General features: G+C 63.1%; 21 protein-coding genes. 7 read left to right on the forward strand and 14 right to left on the reverse strand.

The features are described 5' to 3' along the window. The first annotated feature begins 26 nt into the window (after positions 1-26). Positions 27-1,184, forward strand: a complete 1,158-nt coding sequence (locus tag AC56LR_RS15730) for an iron-containing alcohol dehydrogenase (RefSeq protein ID WP_497131761.1) — start codon at positions 27-29, stop codon at positions 1,182-1,184. Here the strand turns inward: AC56LR_RS15730 and AC56LR_RS15735 are convergent. The 6 genes from AC56LR_RS15735 to AC56LR_RS15760 form a co-directional block, all read right to left on the reverse strand. Further along, positions 1,179-2,162 (reverse strand): branched-chain amino acid ABC transporter permease, encoded by a 984-nt coding sequence (locus AC56LR_RS15735; RefSeq protein ID WP_497131762.1) that lies wholly within the window; start codon positions 2,160-2,162, stop codon positions 1,179-1,181. The genes AC56LR_RS15730 and AC56LR_RS15735 overlap by 6 nt on opposite strands. Next, a complete protein-coding gene (locus tag AC56LR_RS15740; protein ID WP_497131763.1) occupies positions 2,162-3,046 on the reverse strand; it encodes a branched-chain amino acid ABC transporter permease in 885 nt (294 codons plus the stop codon). Before AC56LR_RS15740 ends, AC56LR_RS15735 begins: the two co-directional genes overlap by 1 nt. 146 nt (positions 3,047-3,192) lie before the next feature. After that, positions 3,193-4,410 carry an ABC transporter substrate-binding protein gene (locus tag AC56LR_RS15745; protein WP_497131764.1) on the reverse strand — a complete coding sequence of 406 codons (1,218 nt, stop codon included), beginning with the start codon at positions 4,408-4,410 and terminating at the stop codon, positions 3,193-3,195. Between the two features lie 40 nt (positions 4,411-4,450). Beyond that, positions 4,451-5,173 carry an ABC transporter ATP-binding protein gene (locus AC56LR_RS15750; RefSeq protein ID WP_497131765.1) on the reverse strand — a complete coding sequence of 241 codons (723 nt, stop codon included), beginning with the start codon at positions 5,171-5,173 and terminating at the stop codon, positions 4,451-4,453. After that, complete coding sequence (locus AC56LR_RS15755; RefSeq protein ID WP_497131766.1) at positions 5,170-5,943, reverse strand: ABC transporter ATP-binding protein; 774 nt, start codon at positions 5,941-5,943, stop codon at positions 5,170-5,172. Before AC56LR_RS15755 ends, AC56LR_RS15750 begins: the two co-directional genes overlap by 4 nt. Before the next feature lie 170 nt (positions 5,944-6,113). Further along, positions 6,114-7,748, reverse strand: coding sequence for a GMC family oxidoreductase (locus AC56LR_RS15760; protein ID WP_497131767.1), 1,635 nt, complete (start codon positions 7,746-7,748; stop codon positions 6,114-6,116). Positions 7,749-9,190: 1,442 nt separating this feature from the next. On the opposite strand from AC56LR_RS15760, the gene AC56LR_RS15765 reads away from it, so the two are divergent. The 3 genes from AC56LR_RS15765 (at position 9,191) to AC56LR_RS15775 (ending at position 12,804) form a co-directional block, all read left to right on the forward strand. Further along, positions 9,191-9,475: a hypothetical protein gene (locus AC56LR_RS15765; RefSeq protein ID WP_497131768.1), complete on the forward strand. Its 285-nt coding sequence runs from the start codon at positions 9,191-9,193 to the stop codon at positions 9,473-9,475. Further along, positions 9,454-11,949 carry a CehA/McbA family metallohydrolase gene (locus AC56LR_RS15770; protein WP_497131769.1) on the forward strand — a complete coding sequence of 832 codons (2,496 nt, stop codon included), beginning with the start codon at positions 9,454-9,456 and terminating at the stop codon, positions 11,947-11,949. The genes AC56LR_RS15765 and AC56LR_RS15770 overlap by 22 nt, the downstream gene beginning before the upstream one ends. An 87-nt stretch (positions 11,950-12,036) precedes the next feature. Next, positions 12,037-12,804 (forward strand): 5'-methylthioadenosine/adenosylhomocysteine nucleosidase, encoded by a 768-nt coding sequence (locus AC56LR_RS15775; protein WP_497131770.1) that lies wholly within the window; start codon positions 12,037-12,039, stop codon positions 12,802-12,804. Here AC56LR_RS15775 and ald read toward each other — a convergent pair. Both ald and putA read right to left on the reverse strand, forming a co-directional pair. Continuing rightward, the gene (gene ald / locus AC56LR_RS15780) at positions 12,801-13,916 is read right to left on the reverse strand and encodes an alanine dehydrogenase (RefSeq protein ID WP_497131771.1); all 1,116 of its coding nucleotides are present in this window, start codon (positions 13,914-13,916) and stop codon (positions 12,801-12,803) included. The two genes, AC56LR_RS15775 and ald, sit on opposite strands and share 4 nt — an antisense overlap. 189 nt (positions 13,917-14,105) lie before the next feature. Next, entirely contained in the window at positions 14,106-17,750 is a 3,645-nt protein-coding gene (gene putA, locus AC56LR_RS15785) for a trifunctional transcriptional regulator/proline dehydrogenase/L-glutamate gamma-semialdehyde dehydrogenase (protein ID WP_497131772.1), read from the reverse strand. 228 nt (positions 17,751-17,978) lie between these two features. Here putA and AC56LR_RS15790 point away from each other — a divergent pair, with 228 nt between their 5' ends. Further along, entirely contained in the window at positions 17,979-18,434 is a 456-nt protein-coding gene (locus AC56LR_RS15790) for an Lrp/AsnC ligand binding domain-containing protein (RefSeq protein ID WP_005664065.1), read from the forward strand. A 127-nt stretch (positions 18,435-18,561) separates the two neighbouring features. Here the strand turns inward: AC56LR_RS15790 and AC56LR_RS15795 are convergent, their stop codons facing one another. Beyond that, positions 18,562-19,518: a LysR family transcriptional regulator gene (locus AC56LR_RS15795; protein WP_497131773.1), complete on the reverse strand. Its 957-nt coding sequence runs from the start codon at positions 19,516-19,518 to the stop codon at positions 18,562-18,564. Between the two features lie 127 nt (positions 19,519-19,645). Here AC56LR_RS15795 and AC56LR_RS15800 point away from each other — a divergent pair, with 127 nt between their 5' ends. After that, on the forward strand, positions 19,646-19,843 hold the full coding sequence (locus AC56LR_RS15800; protein ID WP_497131774.1) for a hypothetical protein: 198 nt from the start codon (positions 19,646-19,648) through the stop codon (positions 19,841-19,843). A gap of 448 nt (positions 19,844-20,291) precedes the next feature. On the opposite strand, the gene AC56LR_RS15805 is transcribed toward AC56LR_RS15800, so the two are convergent. The 5 genes from AC56LR_RS15805 to AC56LR_RS15825 form a co-directional block, all read right to left on the reverse strand. Further along, positions 20,292-20,843 carry a DUF1003 domain-containing protein gene (locus AC56LR_RS15805; RefSeq protein WP_497131775.1) on the reverse strand — a complete coding sequence of 184 codons (552 nt, stop codon included), beginning with the start codon at positions 20,841-20,843 and terminating at the stop codon, positions 20,292-20,294. Between the two features lie 121 nt (positions 20,844-20,964). Beyond that, positions 20,965-21,225 carry a YfhL family 4Fe-4S dicluster ferredoxin gene (locus AC56LR_RS15810; RefSeq protein WP_497131776.1) on the reverse strand — a complete coding sequence of 87 codons (261 nt, stop codon included), beginning with the start codon at positions 21,223-21,225 and terminating at the stop codon, positions 20,965-20,967. Between the two features lie 23 nt (positions 21,226-21,248). After that, complete coding sequence (coaD, locus tag AC56LR_RS15815; RefSeq protein WP_497131777.1) at positions 21,249-21,752, reverse strand: pantetheine-phosphate adenylyltransferase; 504 nt, start codon at positions 21,750-21,752, stop codon at positions 21,249-21,251. Between the two features lie 119 nt (positions 21,753-21,871). Then, the gene (rsmD, locus tag AC56LR_RS15820) at positions 21,872-22,513 is read right to left on the reverse strand and encodes a 16S rRNA (guanine(966)-N(2))-methyltransferase RsmD (protein ID WP_497131778.1); all 642 of its coding nucleotides are present in this window, start codon (positions 22,511-22,513) and stop codon (positions 21,872-21,874) included. A gap of 62 nt (positions 22,514-22,575) precedes the next feature. Further along, complete coding sequence (locus AC56LR_RS15825; protein WP_497131779.1) at positions 22,576-23,331, reverse strand: DUF6279 family lipoprotein; 756 nt, start codon at positions 23,329-23,331, stop codon at positions 22,576-22,578. Between the two features lie 163 nt (positions 23,332-23,494). Here AC56LR_RS15825 and glmU point away from each other — a divergent pair, with 163 nt between their 5' ends. Continuing rightward, positions 23,495-24,871 (forward strand): bifunctional UDP-N-acetylglucosamine diphosphorylase/glucosamine-1-phosphate N-acetyltransferase GlmU, encoded by a 1,377-nt coding sequence (gene glmU, locus AC56LR_RS15830; protein ID WP_497131780.1) that lies wholly within the window; start codon positions 23,495-23,497, stop codon positions 24,869-24,871. The last annotated feature ends 47 nt before the right edge of the window (positions 24,872-24,918 follow it).

Genomic DNA, 24,918 nt, shown 5'->3' on the forward strand with positions numbered 1-24,918 from the left:
TGCGATCACACTTGGGGAGACACCGCATGACCGCTTTCGCCTTCAGCACCGTTGCCACGATCCTGTCGGAACCCGGCATCACCACGCGCCTCGGCGAGGTCGTCGCGGAACGCTTTCCGGGCACGCGGCGGGTACTGGTCGTGACCGACGCGGGCTTTCTTCGCACCGGCCTGCTCGACCTGCCTCAACGGAACCTGGAGCAACACGGAGTGAAGGTCGCGGTGTTTTCCGGTGTCGTAGCCGATCCGCCAGAAGCCGTCGTGCTCGATGCGGTCGATGCCGCCCGACGCCTGGAGGCCGATCTCGTGCTCGGCTTTGGCGGCGGCAGTTCGATGGACGTGGCCAAGCTGGTGGCCGTGCTGGCGGCATCAACACAGCCGCTCGGCGAAATCTACGGCATCGGCAAGGTGACGGGAAAACGCCTGCCGCTGGTGCAGGTGCCGACCACGGCCGGTACCGGATCGGAAGTGACGAACATCGCCATCGTCACCACCGGCGCCACCGCCAAGATGGGCGTGGTCGCGCCGCAGCTGTATGCGGACCTGGCCATCCTGGACGCGTCCCTGACCCTGGGCCTGCCGCCGCTGGTCACGGCCGCCACCGGCATCGATGCGATGGTGCACGCCATCGAGGCCTATACCAGCAAGCACAAGAAGAATCCGTTGTCGGACGCGCTGGCGCGCGAAGCGCTGTCGCTGTTATCACGCAACCTGATCCGGGCTTGCGAACAGGGCAGCGACCTCGAAGCGCGACAAGCCATGCTGCTCGGCGCTTGCCTGGCGGGCCAAGCTTTCTCGAACGCGCCGGTGGCGGCCGTGCATGCGCTGGCCTATCCGATCGGCGGCATCTTCCATGTACCGCATGGACTGTCGAACTCGCTCGTGCTGCCGCATGTCCTGCGCTTCAACCTGCCGCAGGCGGGCAAGCTGTACGCGGAACTGGCCGGCATCGTGGTGCCGGAAGCAAGCGGGAGCGAGGGGGCGCGGGCGGAGGCGTTAATTGCTTTTATGCAACAAATAGCCAAGCTGACGGGAATTGAGACGACGCTGCGCCAGCTCGGCATCCAGGAATCGGACCTCGACCGGCTGGCGCATGACGCCATGCTGCAGACCAGGCTGCTCGGTAACAACCCGCGCGACGTCACCCTCGCCGACGCCCGCGCGATCTACGCTGCTGCCTTATAAAGCAGCAGGGTGCCGCTTGAACCGCGCACCTAGTTCCCCAACAATTCCACGGCGGAACAAGAGCACGCAGATGATAAAGATCAGGCCGATGACCATGCCGACCGAGTCGCCCAGGGTCGCAAACCATTCGATGCCGAGCGTCTCCGCCAGCCAGGCGCCCAGGTCGCCCAGCTTGTTTTCCAGCGCGATCACCAGGAAGGCGCCGAGGATGGGCCCGGCCATCGTTCCCATGCCCCCTACGAGCGTCATCAGGATCACCAGGCCCGACATGGTCCAGTGCACGTCGGTCAGGGTCTCGAAGCCCAGCACGACCGTTTTGGTGGCCCCTGCGAGCCCTGCCAGCGCCGCCGACAGGACAAAGGCGAGCAGTTTGTAGCGGTCGACGTCGTAACCGAGCGAGATGGCGCGCGGCTCGTTCTCCTTGATCGCCTTGAGCACCTGCCCGAAGGGCGAATGCACGATCCGCACGATCAGCGCAAAACCCGCCACCGCGATCGCCAGCACCACGTAATACATCGTCAGGTCGCTGGACAGGTCGAGCACCCCGAACAGGCGCCCGCGCGGCACGCCTTGCAGGCCATCCTCGCCGTGGGTCAGCGGCGAGCGCAGCGCGGCGAAATACACCATCTGGGCCAGCGCCAGCGTGATCATCGAAAAATAGATGCCCTGGCGGCGGATGGCGAGCGCCCCGATCAGCAGTCCCAGCAGGCTGGCGGCCGCCACGCCCAGCAGGATGCCCAGCTCGGTCGGCAGCCCGACGACCGTCAACAGGTGCCCGGTCACATAGCCGGCGCTGCCGAAAAAAGCGGCATGCCCGAAAGAGAGCAAGCCGGTGAAGCCGATCAAGAGGTTGAAGGCACAGGCGAACAGCGCGAAGCACAGCAGCTTCATCAGGAAGACGGGATAGGCGAAGAAGGGCGCCGCCAGGAACAGCGCCAGCGCGAGCAGCGCAGGTAAGTACGCGATTTTCTTGTTCATTATTTCTCCTTGCCAAACAGTCCGGCCGGGCGCAGCAGCAGGACGATCACCATCACGACGAACACGACAACTTCGGAGCCTTCCGGATAGAACACCCGCGTGAGGCCTTCGATGACGCCCAGCGCCAGCCCGGTGAGGATGGAGCCGAGGATCGAGCCCATGCCGCCGATCACGACCACGGCGAACACGACGATGATCAGGTTCGAACCCATCAGCGGCGTGACGTTGATGACGGGGGCCGCCAGCACGCCGGCAAAGCCCGCCAGCGCCACGCCGAAGCCATAGGTGAGCGTGACCATCAGCGGCACGTTGATGCCGAAGGCTTCGACCAGTTTCGGGTTTTCGGTGCCAGCGCGCAGGTAGGCGCCCAGGCGGGTCTTCTCGATGACGAACCAGGTCGACAGGCAGACGACCAGGGAGGCGAGCACCACCCAGGCGCGGTAGTTCGGCAGGATCATGAAGCCAAGGTCGGTGGCCCCGGCCAGCTGTTCCGGCACGTCGAGCGTCTGGCCGGAGACGCCGAAGAAGGAGCGGAAGGTCCCTTCCAGCAGCAGCGTGATGCCGAAGGTCAGCAGCAGGCCGTAGAGGTGGTCCAGCTTGTACAGCCAGCGCAGCATGGTGCGCTCGATCAGGATGCCGAGCAGGCCCACCAGGATTGGCGCCAGCAGCAGCATCGTCCAGTAGTTCATGCCGAAACTGGTGACGCCGATATAGGCGGCAAAGGCGCCGACCATGTAGAGCGCGCCGTGGGAAAAGTTGATGACGTTGAGCAGGCCGAAGATCACGGCCAGGCCGAGCGAGAGCATGGCGTAGAAGGAGCCGTTGACCAGGCCCAGCAGGAGCTGGCTGAGCAGGGCTTGGTGGGGGATGCCGAAGATTTCCATGGGGACGCTTGAACTAGGGGATCGTTTCGGAACGGATGAGGCAATTCATGCCACGCCTTGGTCCCGCTGCTCTAACACGTCGTCCCGGCCTTCGCCGGAACGACGGTTTTACGGTTGGCGGTGCAATCAGTCGGCAGCGCTGCTCTTCACTTCCACAACGCGCACTTGCTCTCCGCCTTCTTCGTATATGCCTGGTCGCCCGGGATGGTGGCGACCACCTTGTAGTAATCCCAGGCGCCCTTCGATTCCTTCGGCGTCTTCACTTGCATCAGGTACATGTCGTACACCATGCGGCCGTCCGCGCGGATGACGCCGTTCTTGGCGAACATGTCGTTCACCGGGGTTTTCTTCAGCTGCGCCATCACCTGGCCGGCGTTGTCGGTGCCGGTGGCCTTGACGGCGTTCAGGAACTGCATCGTGGCCGAGTAGTCGCCCGCCTGCAGCATCGACGGCTGCTTCTTCATCTTGGCGAAATAGCGCTTGGCCCAGGCGCGCGACTCGGGGGTGCGGTCCCAGTACCAGCCGTCGGTGAAATACATGCCCTGGGTGGTGTTCAGGCCCAGGGTGTGGATATCGTTGATGAAGACCAGCAGGCCGGCGATCTTCATCTTCTTGTTCAGGCCGAACTCGTTGGCGGCCTTGACCGCATTGATCAGGTCGCCGCCGGCATTGGCCATGCCCAGCACCTGGGCCTTGGAGGCCTGCGCCTGCAGCAGGAAGGACGAGAAGTCCGAGGCCGACAGCGGGTGCTTGACGCTGCCCAGCACGGTGCCGCCGCCCGCCTTGACGACGTCGGACGTGTCTTTCTCGAGCGACTGGCCGAAGGCATAGTCGGCGGTCAGGAAATACCAGGATTTGCCGCCCTGCTTGAGCATGGTCGAGCCGGTACCGCGCGCCAGCGCCACCGTGTCGTAGGCGTAGTGGACGGTGTAGGGCGTGCACTGTTCGTTGGTCAGTTGCGCGGTGCCGGAACCGATCGCGATGAAGACCTTTTTCTTTTCCGCGGCGACCTTGGCCATGGCCAGGCTGGCGCCCGAGTTGGTGCCGCCGATCAGCAGGTCGACGCCCTGCTGGTCGAACCATTCGCGCGCCTTCGAGGCCGCGATGTCCGGCTTGTTCTGGTGGTCGGCCACGACCAGCTGGATCTTCTTGCCGTTGACGGCCCCGCCCATGTCGGCGATCGCCATGCGGATGGCTTCCGCGCCGCCATTGCCGTCGACGTCAGAGTAGACGCCGGACAGGTCGGTAATAAAACCAATCTTGATGATGTCGCCCGAGATGGCGGCGGCGGGCGCTTGTGCCGCGGCGGACATGGAGAGGCTGAGGCAGGCAGCAGTGGCGAGGGCGATGGCGGTAGGTTTCATGTTGTCTCCGTTATGGTTATACACATGCGTTTGCGGTTGATTACACGCCGAGCAGCTCGGTGAGCACCGGCATCCTGGTGGTGAGTTCCGCGGCAGCGATGGTCTCCACCACCTGTCCGTGTTCGATCACATAAAAGCGGTCCGCCAGCGGGGCGGCGAAGCGGAAGTTCTGCTCGACCATGACGATCGTATAGCCCTTGGCCTTGAGCGTCGTGATCATGCGCGCCAGGCTTTGCACGATGACCGGCGCCAGCCCTTCGGAAATCTCGTCCAGCAGCAGCAGGCGCGCGCCGGTGCGCAGGATGCGCGCGACCGCCAGCATCTGCTGCTCGCCGCCCGACAGGCGCGTGCCTTGGCTGTTGCGGCGCTCGTACAGGTTGGGAAACATGGCGTAGATCTCGTCGAGCGTCATGCCCGTCCCTGCCCCGCCTGCTCCCTTTGTGCTGAGCTGGGGCGGCAGCATCAGGTTTTCCTCGGCCGACAAGGAGGCAAAGATCCCCCGTTCTTCCGGGCAGTAGCCGATGCCGAGGTGGGCGATTTTGTGGGTGGGCAGGCCGATTGCTTCGACACCATTGACCCTGATCGAGCCGGTGCGGCGCCCGGTCAGGCCCAGGATGGCGCGCAGCGTGGTGGTGCGCCCGGCGCCGTTGCGACCCAGCAGCGTGACGACTTCGCCCGCTTCCACGGTCAGGCTGATGCCGTGCAGGATGTGGGATTCGCCATACCAGGCGTGGAGGTCGGCGATCTCGAGGGCGGCCGTCATGGGTGCGCTCCTTCGAGGCCCGCATCGCTGGTGCCCATATACGCTTCCATCACCTGCGGATTGCGCGAGACCTCGGCATAACTGCCTTCGGCCAGCACGGCGCCGCGCTGCAAGACGGAAATGCGGTCGCAGATGCCGGCCACGACACGCATGTTGTGCTCGACCATCAGGATGGTGCGCCCGCCCGAGACCTTCTTGATGAGTTCGGTGACCCTGTGGACATCTTCATGGCCCATGCCCTGGGTAGGCTCGTCGAGCAGCATCAGTTCCGGTTCCATCGCCAGGGTGGTGGCAATTTCCAGGGCGCGCTTGCGGCCGTAAGGCAAATCCGCCGTGAGGGTGGTGGCAAAACTCTCCAGGCCGACTTCGGCCAGCAGCGCCAGCGCCCGTTCGTCCAGCTGCTTCAAGTGTCGGGTGCTGCGCCAGAAGTGATAACTGGTGCCGAGCTGGCGCTGCAGGCCGATGCGCACGTTTTCCAGCACGGTCATGTGCGGGAAGACGGCGGAGATCTGGAAGGAACGGATGATGCCCATGCGGGCGATCTGGGCCGGCCGGGCGGCGGTGATGTCGCGCCCGTTGAAAAGAATCTGTCCGGACGTGGGAACCAGGAATTTGGTCAGCAGGTTGAAGCAGGTGGTCTTGCCGGCGCCGTTCGGGCCGATCAGGGCGTGGATGTGGCCGCGCTCGACTTGCAGATTGACCTCGCTGACGGCCGTGAATCCCTTGAACTCCTTGGTGAGTTGTCTTGTCTCCAGGATGACATCCGCCATTGAATCTCCAGACAGGTGGTGCTGCAAACGACAAAAGCGCGCGAGGATACCTTGTTAAATAATACATACAAGGCCGGATTGTCACAATACGGCCGCGCTGCGAGTTCAGTGCAAATCTGCCGTACCGGCGCAAGCCGGTTGTGCAAGTTTGCACAAGCACGCCCGCCTGATCAGCCGGCTCGGGTTTTCTGGGCCAGGATGTCTTGCGCCGCCTTTTCCGCGATCATGATCGTCGGTGAATTCGTGTTGCCAGAGGTGATGAACGGCATGATCGAAGCATCGACCACGCGCAGCTTGCCGACACCGCGCACGCGCAGGCTGCTGTCGACCACCGCCAGCGGATCATCCAGGCGCCCCATGCGGCAAGTGCCGACCGGATGGAAAATCGTGGTGCCGACCAGCCCTGCCGCCTCGGCCAGCTCGTCCTCGGTCTGGTATTGCGGGCCCGGCACGAATTCCTGCGGCTGGTAGCCGGCCAGGGCCGGTGCGGCCACGATGCGGCGCGTCAGCGCCAGCGCCGCGGCGGCGGTCTTGCGGTCAAGCTCGGTGCTCAGGTAGTTCGGCGTGATCTTCGGCGCGGCATGACTGTCGCTCGAGGCAAGGCGCACGTGGCCACGCGACGTCGGCTGCAGGTTGCAGACGCTGGCGGTAAACGCCGGGAAGCGGTGCAGCGGATCGCCGAACTTGTCCAGCGACAGCGGCTGGACGTGGAATTGCAGGTTTGGCGCTGGCAGGTCCGGCGACGAGCGGGCAAACGCACCGAGCTGGGACGGCGCCATCGACATCGGCCCGCTCTGGAAGCAAGCGTATTCGAGCCCGATCAGGGTCTTGCCGAACCAGTTGGTGGCGCGCGTGTTCAGGGTGGTGACGCCCTGCACCTTGAAAATCATGCGCAGCTGCAGGTGGTCTTGCAGGTTGGCGCCGACCCCGGGCAAGTCGGCCACCGGCGCAATACCGTGGCGCTGGAGTTCGCCCGCGTCGCCGATGCCGGACAATTGCAGGATCTGCGGCGAGCCGATCGCACCTGCGGCGAGCAGGGTTTCGCGCTGCGCGGTGGCAGTCAAAGCCTGTCCACCGCCGGTAAATTGCACGCCGGTGCAGACCGGGCCCTGGGGCGTCTCGGCGAACAGCAAACGCTCGACGTGGCAGCCGGTCATGATGGTCAGGTTCGGGCGCTGCGCCGCCGGCTTGAGGAAAGCCTTGGCCGTATTCAGGCGGATGCCGCGGCGCTGGTTGACCTCGAAATAGGCAGAACCCTCGCCCAGGCCGGCATTCAGGTCGCCGATTTTCGGGATGCCGGCTTCGGCCGCGGCATCGCGGAAGGCATCCAGGATCTTCCACGACAGCCGCTGCTTTTCGACCCGCCATTCGCCGCCGGCGCCATGCAATTCGCTGGCCCCGGCATAGTGGTCTTCGCTGCGCCGGAACAGTGGCAAGACCTGGTCCCAGCGCCAGGAATCGTCGCCCGTTTCTTCGGCCCAGCGCTCATAATCGAGCGCTTGCCCTCGCATGTAGATCATGCCGTTGATCGACGAGCTACCGCCCAGCACTTTCCCCCGCGGATAGATGAGCGAGCGGCCGTTCAATCCTGCCTCGGCTTCGGTGCGGAACAGCCAGTCGGTGCGCGGATTGCCGATGCAATGCAGGTAGCCGACCGGGATGTGAATCCACAGGTAATCGTCCCTGCCGCCCGCCTCGAGCAGCAGGATATTCAGGTTCTTGTCGCGGCTCAGGCGGTTGGCCAGCACGCAGCCCGATGTGCCGGCCCCGACGATGATGTAGTCGTACTCGCCAGCCGATTCCACGGGCTAGCGTCCTCGCAAACAGGCCGTGCGGCCGGTACGGTTTTCGTTGGCGAATGGACCTGCATTGCCTTCCCAAGGCCTGGCTGGCCTGACCAGTCCACACAGCGCATCGAGCTCCACGGCCCCTCCGTTTGCGATTCGTTGAGGCAAGCTTACCAGAACGTAAACGGATGTCCATAGCCCACCTGTGGATAAGGTTCTTGATATCCACAGGTACGGTTTGTGCAGAACCGAGGCATTTTGGCGCTTCCAAATTCTTGTCCAATGTTTCGCCCAGCTGGACATGCACGCCGTACACCACCTTATACCTTCTGTAAGCGCTTGATTCTTCGGGTGTTAACTACCTTCTCCACAGAACAGGGCTGCCGTTAACTACTACTATTATTTTGTATATCTATTTAACTTGTAAACCTTTGAAAACTTTCTGAATTTTTTTTTCGTGCTCGCGTCGTGTCGATCCGACAAGCCGGAAGCTGCAAACGACGACGCGTCACTTCGCTGCATCGCCTTGCTGCCAAACCGCCTGCAGGTTTTACAAAAAAACGGTCTGCTCGCACCTGTGGAAAACAGTTGGGATATCCACAGGATCGAATGTGTAGAACAGCTCGGTAAACGGCCAGTCCCGAATTCTGTCCAACTTCCCTACAGTTTACAAACACCGCTTGTACAGCAAGTTGAAACTGCCCTAAGTCCTTGATGCTGTGGAAAAAACCAGGCTTATCCACAAATAATGCGGCGTTTACTATTACTACTATTTTGTATACAACCTAGTTAACTAAAACAATAAACCAGACAAGTTGCCGGAATTCGTCGCCCCAAGGGCTGGCAAACCAGCAGCACGAGCGCTACAGGCGAACCAGTTCGTCCAGTAGGGACAGGACTTGATCGCCAACAGCAGCAGCTGCTCGGTCGCCAGGTTCGTTAAGCATCGATACCTGACAACTTTTGTCCGCTCAACAAGTCTGGCAACACCAGGACTGCCGAACCCTTATCCGTTACCAGGGTCGCCAACGCAGCGAGATCGCTGTCGCGCTGAACACCAACCCGCCTGCAAAACCGCTTTTCGGCTGAATCTGGACGGCCCATCTGTGGACAAGCCCATGTATATCCACAGGAGCAGATGTGCAGAACAGGACAATTTCCGATCGGCTCAAAATCTGTCCACCATCCGTTCAATCTGCACACACCCTTTGTCCCGCCCAAAAATGAAGGCGCAAGTGCTTGATCTTGTGGAGTAAACGCGACTTATCAACAGAAGAGCCCACGTTTACTAACTACTACTAGTTTTATATATACATCTTAGTTAACTAAACCCCTGAACTGCCGGCTTTGGAAAACCCCAAGGACGGCTTTGCCCTCCTTCCACCGGTAAGACAAGCAAAACGGGAAGGCAACTGCAAGGGAAAAGGCGATCCATGAGCTCGATCAAACGGTGGATATCCATGGAAGAACTCGCCTGGCCGCAGCTGCGCATGGCGCTATTGCCGGCAGATCGCGATCAACATCCGCAAAAAATGGACGAACACTGTGAACAAGCTGGACCTTATGCACAGTTCATTGCCCCAAGCCATTCGGATTCCTCTTTATGGCGTATTGACAACAACTGCTCAGTTCCTCTCAGAAAGTGCTTGTTTGTCATCAATGTGTCATGCATTGTTGTCAGACTTTGTACTTTTCATAACAAAAGAGAAAAGAGGGGACTCACATGCACCACGTTCGCACCTTGAAATTGCTTCCACTGGTTTTGGCGCTTGGCTTCAGCCACGCGGGTTTTGCTTCCGAAGCGGATCACCGGGAGTTCGAAGCGACCTTGCATGCGCCGTACAATGCGACGGCATCTGCACAGGAAGGGCGCTTATTTGCGCTCAATTTCAGCTATCCTTTCGTCGAGCAGGCCCACGACATCGCCTGGCGGCTGGAACTGGTCGACCCGGCGCAACGGGTGATCGAGCGCTGGCAAGGAAGCGAACTGCTGTCGAACAAGCCGGTCGACGTCAAGGTGAAGTGGGCGGGACGCAGCAGCGACCCTGCCCTGCGTGACGGCATCTACCAGGTGCGATTGATCGCCGTGGCGAAGGAAAAGGATGCACGCGGCAACCGCAAGCTTGCCAGCGAGGAGATCGACGCTTTACTGCAGGGCGAACAGGGCCACCGCATCGAGCAAAGCTGGGACATCGCCGTCGGCGACCCAGGCGCCGCGCCGATGCCGGCCTTCCAGCCACTGCCCACGGGTGCAAGCCAGGACACCAAGCCTGCCGCAAAATCGGGCACGAGCCAATCGATTCCGGGTACGGTGTCGCCCGCCTCGGTGCCGGCCACCGCCTCGCTGCCCTACACCGTCTACTACGCCAACCTGCACAGCCAGACCAACCATAGCGACGGCGGCGGCGCACTGGCTTCCTGCACCAGCTCGCAAAGTCCTCAGACCGGCGCCCTCGGACCGACCGACGCTTTCACTTATGCCAAAAACAAGGGCCTGGACATCCTGCTGGCGTCCGAGCATAACCACATGTACGACGGTTCGAGCTCGACCAACACCTCGGCCAGCCCGGCGACCGCCAAGGCGCTGTATGCGGCCGGCCTGAAAGCGGCTTCGGACTTCAACCTGGCCAATCCGAACTTCCTCGCGGTGTACGGCCTGGAATGGGGCGTGATCAGCAATGGCGGCCACCTCAACATCCTGAACAGCACCGAACTGCTGCAATGGGAATACAACGCCAGCAACGAGCTGCTGGGCGATGCGTTCACCGCCAAGACCGACTATCCGGCGCTCTACACCCTGATGAAGAACCGCGGCTACATCGGCCAGTTCAACCATCCCGAGACCAGCGGCCAGTTCCTCGCCAACGGCGTGGCGCTGGGCTATACGGCCGATGGCGACGAGGCCATGGTGCTGTGCGAAGTGATGAACACCTCGGCCTTCTCGACCAACACCACGGAATCCGAAACCAGCCGCAGCACCTATGAAAGCGCCTGTAAAAAAGCGCTGGAGGCGGGCTTTCACGTCGCGTTTTCCACCAACCAGGACAACCACTGCGCCAACTGGGGCGCGTCCTACACCAACCGCACGGGCGTGTTGATCCCCACCGGCACGGCCTTGAGCAACACCAGTTTTGTCGACGCGCTGCGCGCACGGCGCGTGTTCGCGACCATGGACAAGACCTCGCAGCTGGTGCTCACCGCGAACGGGAGCGTGATGGGCGAGCGCATCACCAACAGCGGTTCCCTGAACCTGGTGGCGAACTTTGCCAACACCTCCGGCAAGACCGTATCGACGGTCGCGATCTTCGAGGGCGTCCCCAAGCGCAACGGCACCGTGACCCAGTTGTCCAGCACGGCCAGCACCACCATCACGCCAAGCCTGGGCGAGCATTTCTACTATGCGAAGATCACGCAAAGCGACGGCAAGATCCTGTGGTCGGCGCCGATCTGGGTGACGCAGACGGCAGCCTCCGGCGACACGGTCGCGCCAACCGTGAGCGCCAGCGAGTCCGGCACCAGCGGCACCATCACGCTGTCGGCCAGCGCCAGCGACAACGTGGGCGTGAGCAAGGTGGAGTTCTATGTGGATAACCTGCTGAAGGGGACCGATACCGCTTCGCCCTATTCGATGACGCTGGATTCCACCCTGCTTGCCGACGGCGGCCACACCCTGGTGGCCAAGGCGTACGACGCGGCCGGCAACGTCGGCAGCTCGAACGCGGCGGCGTTCAGCATCACCAACGGCGGCGGCGGCACCCAGCTGCTGGCCAATCCGGGCTTCGAGTCGGGTGCGGTGTCCTGGAGCGGCGGCAGCGGCATCATCAACAACGTGGCGGCCACCGTGCCGCGCACCGGCAGCTGGGAAGCGAAATTTGCCGGCACCGGCGCGACCCGCACCGACAACCTGTACCAGCAAATCGCGATTCCCTCGAGCGCGGCCAGCGTGACGCTGTCGTTCTGGCTGCAGGTCGGGTCGGCGGAAACGACGACGACCTCCGTCTTCGACACGCTCAAGCTCCAGGTACGCAGCAGCGGCGGCACGATCCTGGCCACGCCGGCCACCTATTCGAACCTGGACAAGGGCACCGGCTATGTGCAGAAGACCATCGACCTGACGGCCTACAAGGGCCAGACGGTGCAGGTCTTCTTCGCCGCGGCCGAGGATTCGTCGCTGCAGACGACCTTCCTGGTGGACGACGTGGCGCTGACGGTGCAATAAGCGCTGCCTGGCGCGGCAGCCCGGGGTTTTTCGCCCGGGCTGTGCGCGCCGGTTATCATCGCGATCCGGCAATCACGGTAGAAAATCATGCGGTTAGGGATCATCAGCGCACTGGCGGAAGAACAGCAGGGGCTCGTGGAGGCCATGAGAGGCCCCGCCACGCTCATCCACGGAAAACGTGAGTACCGCAGTGGACAGCTGTGGGAAATCGACGCTGTGTGCGTCCTGTCGCGAATTGGGAAGGTTGCGGCGGCCATGACTGCCACCACGCTTGTGGAAAAGTTCGGAGTTACCCACATCCTGTTCACCGGCGTGGCCGGCGCCGGGGACAAAACCGTGCAGGTAGGCGATATCGTGGTGGCCGAAGCCCTGGTCCAGCACGATATGGACGCCAGCCCGCTGTTCCCGCGTTTCGAGGTGCCGCTGACGGGCATGAGCCACTTCCAGCCCGATCCGCACTTGTCGATGCACCTGTCGCGCGCCGCCCATGATTTTCTGGAGCACCATTTCGAAAACGCGGTGAGCGAAACCGAACGCCGCGCATTTCGCCTGCAGCAGCCGCGCGTGCACCGCGGCCTGGTGGCCAGCGGCGACCAGTTCATGACCGACCGCGCCCACCTGGAGGGCCTCAACGCGGCCTTGAGCGGGCTGGTGGCGGTGGAAATGGAAGGCGCCGCGGTGGCGCAGGTGTGCTACGAGCTGGGCGTGCCCTGCGCGGTGATCCGCACGATTTCCGACAACGCCAATGAAAACGCGGCCATCGATTTCATGCGTTTCGTGAAATCGGTGGCCGCGCAGTATGCCTTCCACATTACCCGGCGCGTGTGCCGGGATCTGGCGCAAGCGTCCTTCTAGCCCAGCAGCGACTCGGCCGGTACGTAGTCGTAGCCGAGGTCGCGCGCCACGGCCTGGTAGGTCACCTTGCCCTGGCAAACGTTCAGGCCATTGCGCAGGTGGACATCGTCAAGCAATGCCTGGCGCCAGCCCTTGGTCGCCAGCGCCACGGCATGGCCGATGGTGGCGTTGTTCAGCGCAAAGGTCGAGGTGCGCGCCACCGCGCCCGGCATGTTCGCCACGCAGTAGTGGATCACGCCGTCGACGACAAAGGTCGGGTCGGCATGGGTGGTGGCGTGCGAAGTCTCGAAGCAGCCGCCCTGGTCGATCGCCACGTCCACCACCACCGCGCCCTTCTTCATGCGCGCAATCATGTCGCGGGTGACCAGCTTGGGCGCCGCGGCGCCCGGCACCAGCACGCCGCCGATCACCAGGTCGGCGGATAGAACCGCTTCTTCGATCGCATGCGCGTTGGAGTACACCGTGGCGATACGGTTGCCGTAGACGAGATCGAGCTGGCGCAGGCGGTCGACGTTCTTGTCGAGCACCGTCACGCGCGCACCGGTGCCGACCGCCATCTGCAGCGCATTGGTGCCGACCACGCCGGCGCCGATGATGACTACGTGGCCAGGCGCCACGCCCGGCACGCCGCCCAGCAGCAGGCCCATGCCGCCCTTGGATTTCTCGAGGTGGGCGGCGCCCGCCTGGATCGACATGCGGCCGGCCACTTCGCTCATCGGCGCCAAGAGCGGCAGCCCGCCGCCGGCACCGGTGATGGTTTCATACGCGATGCAGACCGCGCCGGATTTCACCAGCGCCGCGGTCTGCTCGGGATCGGGAGCCAAGTGCAGGTAGGTGTAGAGGATCTGCCCTTCACGCAGCATCGCGCACTCGGTCGGCTGCGGTTCCTTGACCTTGACCACCATGTCGGCGCGCGCAAAGATTTCCTTGGCCGTGGCGACCATGGTGGCGCCGGCCGCCACGTACTGCTCGTCCGACAACCCGATCTGCTCGCCGGCGCCCTGCTGCACGATCACGTCGACTCCGCGCAAGGTCAGCTCGCGCACCGACGGGGGCGTGAGCCCGACCCGGTACTCGTGGTTCTTGATCTCCTTTGGTACGCCTACTAGCATGTCTGCCTCCATTTATAAGAATTGTCTCCAGCTGCTACGGTGCTTCTGCTGCAATGAATCGGTAGGGTGGGCGGGTTCTCCCGCCCGCGCGTTCAACGACACGGTGAATCGATACTTATCGGCCATGTAAGGCTGCTTGAACGCGCGGCCGGCAAAGCCGGCCACCCTACGATACTCCTACTTCGATAATTACACCCCCAGCGTCATCAGGCTTGCGTTGCCGCCAGCCGCGGTCGTGTTGACGCAGACCGCGCGCTCGGCCACCAGGCGCCACAGGGCAACCGGCCTGGCAGCATCGGTATCGACGATGCCGACGATCGCGCCGGTGCGCGCCGCCAGTTTGGTACGCAGGGGACCGCCCAAGCCGGCTTCCACCAGCGCGACCTGGAATTCGCCCGCATCGATTTCATCCATCCCGACGAAGCGCACGCGCTCCTTCACCAGCGCCGGCAGGTTGGCCGGGATCAGTTCCGGCGCCGCCAGTACCAGCGCGCGGTTGCCGGTGGCCAGGCTTGCGGCCACCTGGTTGAGCAGGCCGGCAGCCGTGGCGGGCGCGCACAGCACGGTGCCGCGCGAGGTGAACGCCAGCGTATTGCGCTCGCCGGTCGGACCCGGCAGCACCATCTCGACGCCGGTGAGCGCAGTGCGGCCGTAGCCGTCGGCAAGCAGGGCGACGTCCTGGTGGCCATTGGCGCGCATCCAGCCCAGCAGGGCTTCCAGGCCCGCGTCGACTGCGCGGCTGTGCTGCATCAGCGCCGCAGCATTGCGCTGCAGGCGCTTCAGGTAGAGCGGGCCGCCGGCCTTCGGGCCGGTGCCGGACTTGCCTTCGCCGCCGAACGGCTGCACGCCGACGACCGCGCCGACGATGTTGCGGTTCACGTAGATGTTGCCGACGTGCGCACGCGCGACGATGAAGTCGATGGTCTCGTCGATGCGCGAGTGCACGCCCAGGGTCAGGCCGTAGCCGGTGGCGTTGATGGTGTCGATCACTTTCGCCAGGTCCGCACGGCGGTAGCGCACGATGTGCAGCACTGGGCCGAAGACTTCATGCTTGAGCTCCGCCAGCGAGCCGATTTCCAGCACGGTCGGCGGCACGAAGGTGCCGCTGTCCGCCACGCCGGCCAGCAGTTCCAGCGCGAAGTGGCTGCGTGCGGTGGCGCGCATGCGTTCGATGTGGGCCAGCAGGTTGCGCTGGGCTTCGGCATCGATCACGGGGCCGATGTCGGTCGCCAGGCGGTCCGGACTGCCCACGCGCAGTTCCTGCATCGCGCCCTTGAGCATCTTGATGGTCTTGTCGGCGATGTCTTCCTGCAGGAAGAGCACGCGCAGCGCCGAGCAGCGCTGGCCGGCCGAATCGAAGGCCGAGGACAGCACGTCCGACACCACCTGCTCCGGCAGCGCCGACGAATCGACGATCAGCGCATTCTGGCCGCCGGTTTCGGCCACCAGCGGGATGTCGATGCCCTCGGTTTCGGCACGCTTGGCCAGGGTACGGTTGATCAGCTGCGCCACTTCGGTCGAGCCGGTGAAGATCACACCTTTGACGCGGGCGTCCGCGGTCAGGGCGGCGCCCACCACTTCGCCGCGGCCCGGCAGCAGCTGGATCGCCGCGCGCGGGAAGCCAGCTTCATGGAACAGTTCCACCGCGCGGTGTGCGATCAGGGGAGTCTGCTCGGCCGGCTTGGCCAGCACCACGTTGCCGGCGGCCAGCGCCGCTGCCACCTGGCCGGTGAAGATCGCCAGCGGGAAGTTCCAGGGGCTGATGCAGCTCACTGGTCCCAGCGCGCCATCGGCTTGCGATGCGCGCACCTGTACCGCGTAATAGCGCAGGAAGTCCACCGCTTCGCGCAGTTCGGCGATCGCATTCGGCAGCGACTTGCCGGCTTCGCGCACGGCCAGTGCCATGAGTTCCAGGCCGTTCTGTTCGAACAAATCGGCGGTGCGCTCGAGCATGGCGGCGCGGCTGTCGGCGCTCGTGCTTTCCCATTCGCCGGCAAAGGCGCTGGCAGCGACCAGCGCAGTCTCGACGTCGGCGCGCGAGGCTTCGACCACCTGGCCGACGACATCGGTCGACTGCGCCGGATTGACGATGTTCGCGTGTTCGCCCGCTGCCACCGTACCTGCGATCAGCGGGGCGGCGATGTGCCGGCGCTGCTGGGCCAGGCCGTCGGCGACGATACGCAGCGTGTTTTCGTTGACCAGGTCCAGGCCCGCGGAGTTCGCGCGCTCGGCGCCGAACATCTGCAGCGGCAGGGCAATCGCCGGGTGCGGCTTGCCTCCGGCGGCGCGCGCCTGGTCGAACGGATCGGCCAGCAGCGAATCGATGGCGACGCTTTCGTCGACGATCTGGTTCACGAACGAGGAGTTGGCGCCGTTTTCCAGCAGGCGGCGCACCAGGTAGGCCAGCAGGGTTTCGTGCGAACCGACCGGCGCATAGATGCGGCAGGCCTTGTCCAGCTTGTCCTTGCCGACCACCTGGTCGTACAGGGTCTCGCCCATGCCGTGCAGGCACTGGAATTCGTAGTTGCTTACGCCATCGGCCTTGGCCCAGGTGTAGATCACCGCCAGCGAATGCGCATTGTGGGTGGCGAACTGCGGATACAGGATGTCGGCGGCCGCCAGCAGCTTGCGCGCGCAGGTGAGATAAGACACGTCGGTGTAAACCTTGCGGGTATAGACCGGATAGCCCGGCATGCCTTCGACTTGCGCACGCTTGATCTCGGCGTCCCAGTAGGCGCCCTTCACCAGGCGCACCATGAATTTCTGGCCGCTGCGTTTGGCCAGGTCGACCAGATAATCGATCACGAAGGGGCAGCGCTTCTGGTAAGCCTGCACCACCAGGCCGATGCCCTCGAAACCTGCCAGCTCCGGGTCGAAGGCCAGCACTTCGAGCATGTCGAGCGAGATCTCGAGGCGGTCGGCTTCTTCCGCATCGATGTTGATGCCGATGTTGTAGCTCTTCGCCAGCAGCACCAGGCTGCGCACGCGCGGCAGCAGTTCGCCCATCATGCGCGCATGCTGCGAGCGGCTGTAGCGCGGGTGCAGGGCCGACAGCTTGATCGAGATGCCGGGGCCGTCCTTGATGCCGCGGCCGTTCGAGGCGCGGCCGATCGCATGGATCGCGGTTTCGTACGAAGCGTAGTAGTTCTTCGCGTCGTTTTCGGTCAGCGCGGCTTCGCCCAGCATGTCGTAGGAATAGCGGTAGCCGCGGGTTTCGTTCTCGCGGCTGTTCTTGAGCGCCTCGCCGATGGTCTGGCCGGTGACGAACTGGTTGCCCAGCATGCGCATGGCCATGTCCACGCCCTTGCGGATCAAGGGTTCGCCGCCCTTGGCGATCAGGCGCGTCAGCGCCGAACCCAGGTTCTTTTCGCTGCTGGTCGAGACCAGCTTGCCGGTGATGAGCAGGCCCCAGGTGGCGGCGTTGACGAACAGCGAAGGCGATTCGCCCAGGTGCTTGCGCCAGTCGCCGCGGCTGATCTTGTCGGCGATCAGGCGGTCGGCCGTTTCGCTGTCCGGGATGCGCAGCAGCGCTTCGGCCAGGCACATCAGCGCCACGCCCTCTTCCGACGACAGCGAGAACTCGTGCATCAGCGCGTCCACGCCCGAGGAACGGGTGCGCTTTTCACGCACGCTCGAGACCAGGCGGTGCGCCAGCTGATGGGCGTCGCCGTTGGCGCTTGCTCCTTCAGCCAGCAGCCACTGCACGGCTTCGGACTCCTCGCGGCGGTAGGCGGCCGTGATGGCGGCGCGCAGGGGAGTCTGGTCGTGCTTGAGCTCGCGCTGGAGGGCGTCGAAGGGAACGAAAGTGGTGGCAGGAAGGGCGGCAGTCTGCATGGCGAATTCTTCTAAAAGGGAAACGGGTGTGGTCGACCGCCCAGCAAAAAACGCCGCGCTGCGCAACAGGCAGCCGGCGCGTTCCGGGAGTCGATCAATGATTCAGTGGAATGATTCGATTGTAGAAGGAAATCTTCTGGATTAATTCTGTTTTTACGACAGACTAGCAATAGATAGTTTTTGATGAGACAATCTGACCAAATAATATTTACATGGCAGGAGATGACCATGCTCGACAAGATCAGCAAGAAAATTCTGGCAGAGCTGCAAAACGACGGCCGCATCAGCAACGTCGAGCTGGCCGCCCGTGTGAATCTTTCTCCTGCCGCTTGCCTGGAGCGCGTGCGCAAATTGCACGAGTCCGGCTACATCATGGGCTATACGGCCCAGCTCAACCCGCAGCTGCTGGACGTCTCGCTGCTGGTCTTCATCGAAGTGGTACTCGATCGTACCACTCCCGAAGTATTCGACGCATTCAAACAAAGCGTGCAAATGATCCCGGAAGTGCTGGAATGCCACATGGTGGCAGGCGGCTTCGACTATCTGGTGAAAGCACGCGTCAAGGATATGGCGGCCTACCGCGAATTCCTGGGCAAGACCCTGCTGCAAAAAGGCGTGCGCGAGACGCACACCTATGCAGTGATGGAAGAGGTCAAGAACACCACCAAGCTGCCGATCAGGTAGGCGTGATCTGGTAGGGTGGTCGGCTCTGCCGACCGCGCGTTCAAATCACGTATTCAATACTGGCACGGCTATTCTATTGCTGGCTGAACGCGCGGTCGGCGAAGCCGACCACCCTACGAAACCCCAATCACTCCACTTTGCGTGCGCCGGTCTTCGGCGCCGCGGTCTCTGCCAGGCTTTCCAGATTGGTGCGCAGCCAGCGGTGCGCGTGGCTGCGTCCGTCGCGCTCGTGCCAGAGCATGTCGAGGTGCACGGCCGGCAGCTGGAAAGGCAGCTCGCGCCAGATCAGGGCATCGGTCGAGCCGGTCGAGGCGATCAGGTGCTTCGGCAGCACCGTGATCAAATCCGAATTCGCCACCACCCGCCCTGCCGTGAAGAACTGGTTCACCGTCAGCAGGATGCGGCGCTCGCGGCCGATCTGGGCCAGCGCTTCATCGACCAGCCCGTGGGCACGGCCCGAGAAGCTCACCAACAAGTGATTCGCCTTGCAATAGGTGTCGAGGTCGAGCTTTTCCTTGGCCAGCGGATGGTCCTTGCGCATCACGCACACATACACCCCCGAATACAGGCGCTCGTGGCGGATCGGCGAACCGGTCTCGTAGGACAATTGCGCCGCCACGCCCGGGAAGAAGCCGACCGCCAGGTCGATGTCGCCGCGCAGCAGCATCGGCCGCGGCTCGCGCGTGGTGAGGGGCACCATGCGGATGTTCACGCCCGGCGCTTCGCGTTCGATCGAGCGCATCAGCGAAGGCAGCCACAGGGCGGCGGTGGCGTCGGCCATCGCCATCCGGAAGGTGGCTTGCGCCTTCGAGACGTCAAAGGTTTCCGGCATCACGGCCGCTTCCAGCGCGGCCAGGGCCTGGCGCACGGCCGGCCACAGCGCTTCCGCGCGCGGGGTCGGCTTGACGCCGTAGGCGGTGCGGATCAGGAGTTCGTCCCCGAGGCTTTCACGCAGGCGCTTGATCGCATTCGAGACGGCGGGCTGGGTCATGGCCAGGTGGCCGGCCGCGCGGGTGAGGTTTTGCTCGGTCATCACCGCGTCGAAGACGCGCAGCAGGTTCAGGTCAAGCGTGAGAAAGCTCATGGACGAATAAAGGCAGGTCGGAGGATGGGGGAAGTGTACCGCAACTATTCACAGAAGGCATAAGCGTCATCAGTGAACGGAATTAGATTTATATGTTGCATCGCACTATATTGTCGGGATGTCTTCCATGCTCACCCTGATCCAGACCGCCGGCAGCGCCTTGAGCGCCCTGCCTGTGGCCCAATTCGTCCGTAGCGCCGTCGTGCTGGCGCTGCTTGGCGGGGCGGCCATGGTGTTCCGCCCCCTGTTAGTGGGACTCGGCCGCGCCGCCATGCTGGCCGTGCGCCCCCGCCCGCAGAAGCTGCACCTGGTCAAGCGCCACTGATTCCCGCCCCTTTCTGTTTGACGCGGCCTCCGACCTGGACGCCGCGTTTTTTTACGTCCATTTTTTCCCGTTTCCCTCTCGGTATCGACCGTCCGTGAATAGTTCGAAGACGACTCTTCGTTACCGGGGTTTTCTCGTTGGTTTGATTTAACAAAGTTCACAAAGAGTCAACAACGGCGAATGTGGGTCTTGCGCGAATATCTGTGGTTGCTGAGGTGTTAAGCGACGTTGTAGTGAAGATGGCTCAACAATATCAACAATAGAAGCAAGAAGCAAAATGCATGACGGCATGCCTGCGGTCGGCTAACAATTCGGTGAATTGGCATACATAAATGCAGTTTCCTTGCAATAGGACTAGCAATGACTCCTATTACACGCAGTTCACGTTCACTCATTCTTGATGGATGAGTGTTGGTAATCGCAGATGCGAAAGCCGGCCTGGAGTCGACTATTTGCGTTCGCAGTTGAGCTGGGCGCCCGACTCTTCGATGATCGACAGCACGGCTTCGGTATCGGTCGGCCTGGACAGCTCTTCGGCCTCGCGGTCGACCTTGTTGCGGACATTGGGCAGGTCGCGGCGCAGTTCTTCCAGCATCGCGATGATCTTGCTGCTTTTTTCTTCCGCCAGCAGATTGACCTGCAAATCGAGGTGGGCGTGCTGGTTGGCCAGGGCCGACATGCGGTTCTGGCGAATCAGCACGGCGGTGGAGATGACGAAGGCGTTCAGGGCGATGAAGCCCTGCAGCCAGAAGAAGGGCGGCTCGTCCCACTGGTCGAAGCCCAGGTCGGGCGCGAGCAGGTTCCAGCCGATCCAGAGGACGACGCCTACCAGGTTGGCGCCGACATAGGATGGGGTGCCGAGGACCAGGCTGATCTTTTCGAACAGGCGCTGTCCGGCCGTGGCTTCCTGTTCATGCCGGGCATAAAAATCGGACACGGTTCCGACGTGCTCGTGCAGGGCGGAGGGAACGGTTTCCTTGGGCTCGATGGGTGTATCCATGAAAATCAGGATAGCACGCAGAAAAACCGTCTTATGCGCGTGTCCGCACACATGGGCGGTGCATCCAGGTCAGGCCAGGGACGGGAAAAAAGAAAGCCGGCTGGGTAGCCGGCTTGGAAATCTAAGCGTTTGCCTTGTCGGCGGTGAGGCGTTCGTATTTCGCCTGCAGCTCTTCGCGCGTTTCGCGCCAGGCCGGGTCGAGCGGGATGCAGGCGACCGGGCACAATACCTGGCAGGTCGGCTCGTCGAAGTGGCCGACGCATTCGGTGCATTTATGCGGATCGATCTGGTAGAACTCGGCGCCCATCGAAATGGCGTCGTTCGGGCATTCGGGTTCGCAGACGTCGCAATTGATGCAATCGTCGGTAATCAGGAGGGCCATGCTGTGCTCTCTTTATTGCTCGCTCAGGCTTCCGGCGCCGCGGCCTTGATGGCCGCTATTTTCTTTTGCAGCCAGCGGTCCACCGACGGGAAGACGAATTTGGAGACGTCGCCGCCCAGCATCGCGATCTCGCGCACGATGGTGCCGGAGATGAACTGATACTGGTCGGACGGGGTCAGGAACAGGGTTTCGACATCGGGCAGCAAATAGCGGTTCATGCCCGCCATCTGGAATTCGTATTCGAAGTCGGACACTGCGCGCAGGCCGCGCACGATCACGCGCGCATCATGCTTGCGCACGAAATCCTTGAGCAGGCCGGAGAAACTCTCCACCTGCACGTTCGGATAATGGCCCAGCACTTCATTGGCGATTTCCAGGCGCTCGTCGAGCGAGAAGAAGGGCTTCTTGTTCTTGCTGTCGGCCACGCCAACTACCAGGCGGTCGAACAGGCCCGAGGCACGGCGAACGAGGTCCTCGTGGCCACGCGTGAGCGGATCGAAAGTACCTGGATAAACGGCTACAACCATTGCGGCTCCCTGGAGAATCACCTAATCGGAACGCGCATTATGCCTGAAAATCCGGCAGCCGCCCCAGCCTGGGGCGGTGTCTGCCCAATCCTTGTGCAGAATAAGGGCTGGTCTGGCGCTCAGGCCAGTTCTTCGTGCGTTTTGAGCAGGTAGTAATAGACCATGCCGGCCTTGTCGGCGCGGATGGCGTCCCACCCGAGCAGCCAGTCGGGAACGTCGTCGCCTTCCTGCGGCAGCGGCTCGCCGGTTTCCGCATACACCAGGCCGCCTTCGTTCAGGATGGCCGGGCACAGCGGCAGGATCTGGCTGAGCAGGCCCAGCTGGTAAGGCGGATCGAGGAAGATCACGTCGAAGCGCTGGCCGCGGGTGGCCAGGTCTTTCACCAGCGCCAGCGCATCGGTGCGCAGCACCCGCACATTGGCCGCTTTCAGTTTCTCCCGGTTCTCGTCGAGCTGGCGTGCTGCCGGGCCATGGTTGTCCACCATGGTCACCGAGGCCGCGCCGCGGCTGGCCGCTTCGAAACCGAGGGCGCCGGAGCCTGCGAACAGGTCGAGGAAGGCGGCATTGCCCCAATCGCCGCCGAGCTGGTGGTTGATCCAGTTGAAAACCGTCTCGCGGACGCGGTCGGGCGTGGGACGCAGGCCTTCGGCATCGAGGACCGGGAGCAGGACGCGTTTCCAGGCGCCGCCGATGATGCGGACCTGGCGCGGCGCCAGGCGCGGGGCGCCGTGGGCCTTGGGTTTGGCTGGCTTTTTTTGCATGGGCGGCACTATAGCATGGGGGCCAGCGCCGATATGGCCGCGCCCTGCCCTTCCGCCCAGCTCTATTTACCGGCTGCCAGGCCCTGGAAATCCGTAATCCAGCCCTGCATGCGCTCCTGCGCGTGCTTCTTTTGCGCCGGGGTCGCAATGCGGATCGCGGTCAGGATGTATTTCGTGGTCTGGTCGGCGCTGGCGTCATAGAAGGCCTTGCGTTCCGGCGACTCCAAGCGGGCGAACAACTCGCGCTGCATGGCCTGGATCTGCGCGGTCGCCTGCTCGCGGTTCATCTTTTCCTGCTGAATCTTGCGCAAGGTGCCGATGATGCGGCGCTGGCGCCAGACCCGCTCTTCCAGCCAGCCTTCGTTGTCCAGGGGACGGGCGTCGGAGGCGCGGCGCAGGGTCGCTTCCTGTTCGCTGCTGAAATTGCCGAACCACAGGTCGAACTGCTCCATCGACTTCTTGAAACGGGCTTTCTGGCGTTTTTCGATACTGCCCTGGATGAATTTCTTGCGGTATTCCTCGTTTTTCGAATTGAATTTGCGCTCGATGTTAGCAATCTGGTCCGGTTTGATCGACAGTGCGAGGGTGGTGATTTCCGGCACGGCGCGCGCAGCCAGGCGCTCGCCGCGGATGCGGATCTCGCGGTAGGCATGGAGCAAATCGGCCTGGGTCGGGCTTCCGGCCAGTTGGCGCTGGAAGCCGCCGAGCAGGGCCGCGTAGTCGCGCAACTGGGTCTGGCGGTGCCATTTGAACAGGTTGTCGATGTCGCGCTTGGCGATGTCGGCTTGCTGGCCTTCCAGGTCGGCATAGGAATCCATCCACCAATACAGTAAGGTATCTCCTTGGTTGTAGGTGAATTTGACCGAGCTGCAGCCTGCCGCAAGGGCGAGCACGGCAACCATGAAGAGCGCAATCGTGCGCCGGAGCAAGTTGTCTGGCGTGTTAAACTTTTTCATATTATCAACTTTTTGAGAACGGCTTATGAACGTTGTGATCCTCGCCGCCGGCATGGGAAAGCGCATGCAATCTGCGCTGCCGAAAGTCCTGCATCCACTGGCGGGGAAGCCGCTGTTGCAGCATGTCATCGATACGGCGCGAACCTTATCCTTGAGTAAATTATGCGTGATTTACGGTCACGGGGGCGCAGCGGTGCCGGAGATGCTCGCCAAGCTGTCCGCGGCGACCGGTACCGCGATCGATACGGCCCTGCAGCAGCCGCAGCTCGGCACCGGCCACGCGGTCATGCAGGCAGTGCCGCAGCTGGATGAAAACGTGCCGACCCTGGTGCTGTACGGCGACGTGCCGCTGACCGCCGCCGCCTCGCTCGCCAGCCTGGTCGAAGCCGCCGGCAGCGACAAGCTCGCCATCCTGACCGTCGAGCAGGCCAACCCGTTCGGGCTGGGCCGCATCGTGCGCGAGAACGGCAGCATCGTGCGCATCGTCGAAGAAAAAGACGCCAGCGAGGCCGAGCGTGCCATTCGCGAAATCAACAGCGGCATCATGGTCGTGCCGACGCCGCATCTGAAAAAATGGTTGTCCGCGCTGTCGAACAACAATGCGCAGGGCGAGTATTACCTGACCGATATCGTGGCCCAGGCCGTCGCGGATGGCGTGCCGGTGGTATCGGCCCAGCCTTCGGCCGAATGGGAAGTGGCGGGCGTGAACAGCAAGGTGCAACTGGCCGAGCTCGAGCGCCGTCACCAGCTGAATATTGCCAACGCGCTGCTGGAAAAAGGGATCACCCTGATGGATCCGGCCCGCATCGACGTGCGCGGCGAACTGATTTGCGGCCGCGATGTCACCATCGACGTCGGCTGCGTGTTCGAAGGCCGGGTCGAGCTGGCGGACGGCGTCACCGTCGGCCCGCACTGCGTGCTGGTGAATACGAAGATCGGCGCGGGCGCCACCATCAAGCCCTTCTGCCATATCGAACAGGCCGTCGTCGGCGCTCAGTCCCAGATCGGCCCCTACGCGCGCCTGCGCCCGGGCACCGAGCTGGGCGAGGACGTCCATGTGGGTAACTTCGTCGAGATCAAGAACAGCACGGTGGCCGCGCACAGCAAGGCCAACCACCTGGCCTATGTGGGCGACGCCACGGTCGGTTCGCGCGTGAACATTGGCGCCGGCACCATTACCTGCAATTACGACGGCGCCAATAAATTCCGCACCGTGATCGAAGACGACGCCTTCATCGGCAGCGACAGCCAGCTGGTGGCGCCGGTCACCGTCGGCAAGGGCGCGACCCTGGGCGCGGGCACCACCCTCACCAAGGATGCGCCGGCTGGCAAGCTGACCATCTCGCGTCCGAAGCAGATGACCATCGACGGATGGACCCGTCCGGTGAAGGCCAAGAAGTAACCCACCGGCCATTCACAGCCAACGCACAGGATAAGCACAGGGTTGTA

This window comes from Telluria sp. ZT3P39 (genome assembly GCF_059685935.1).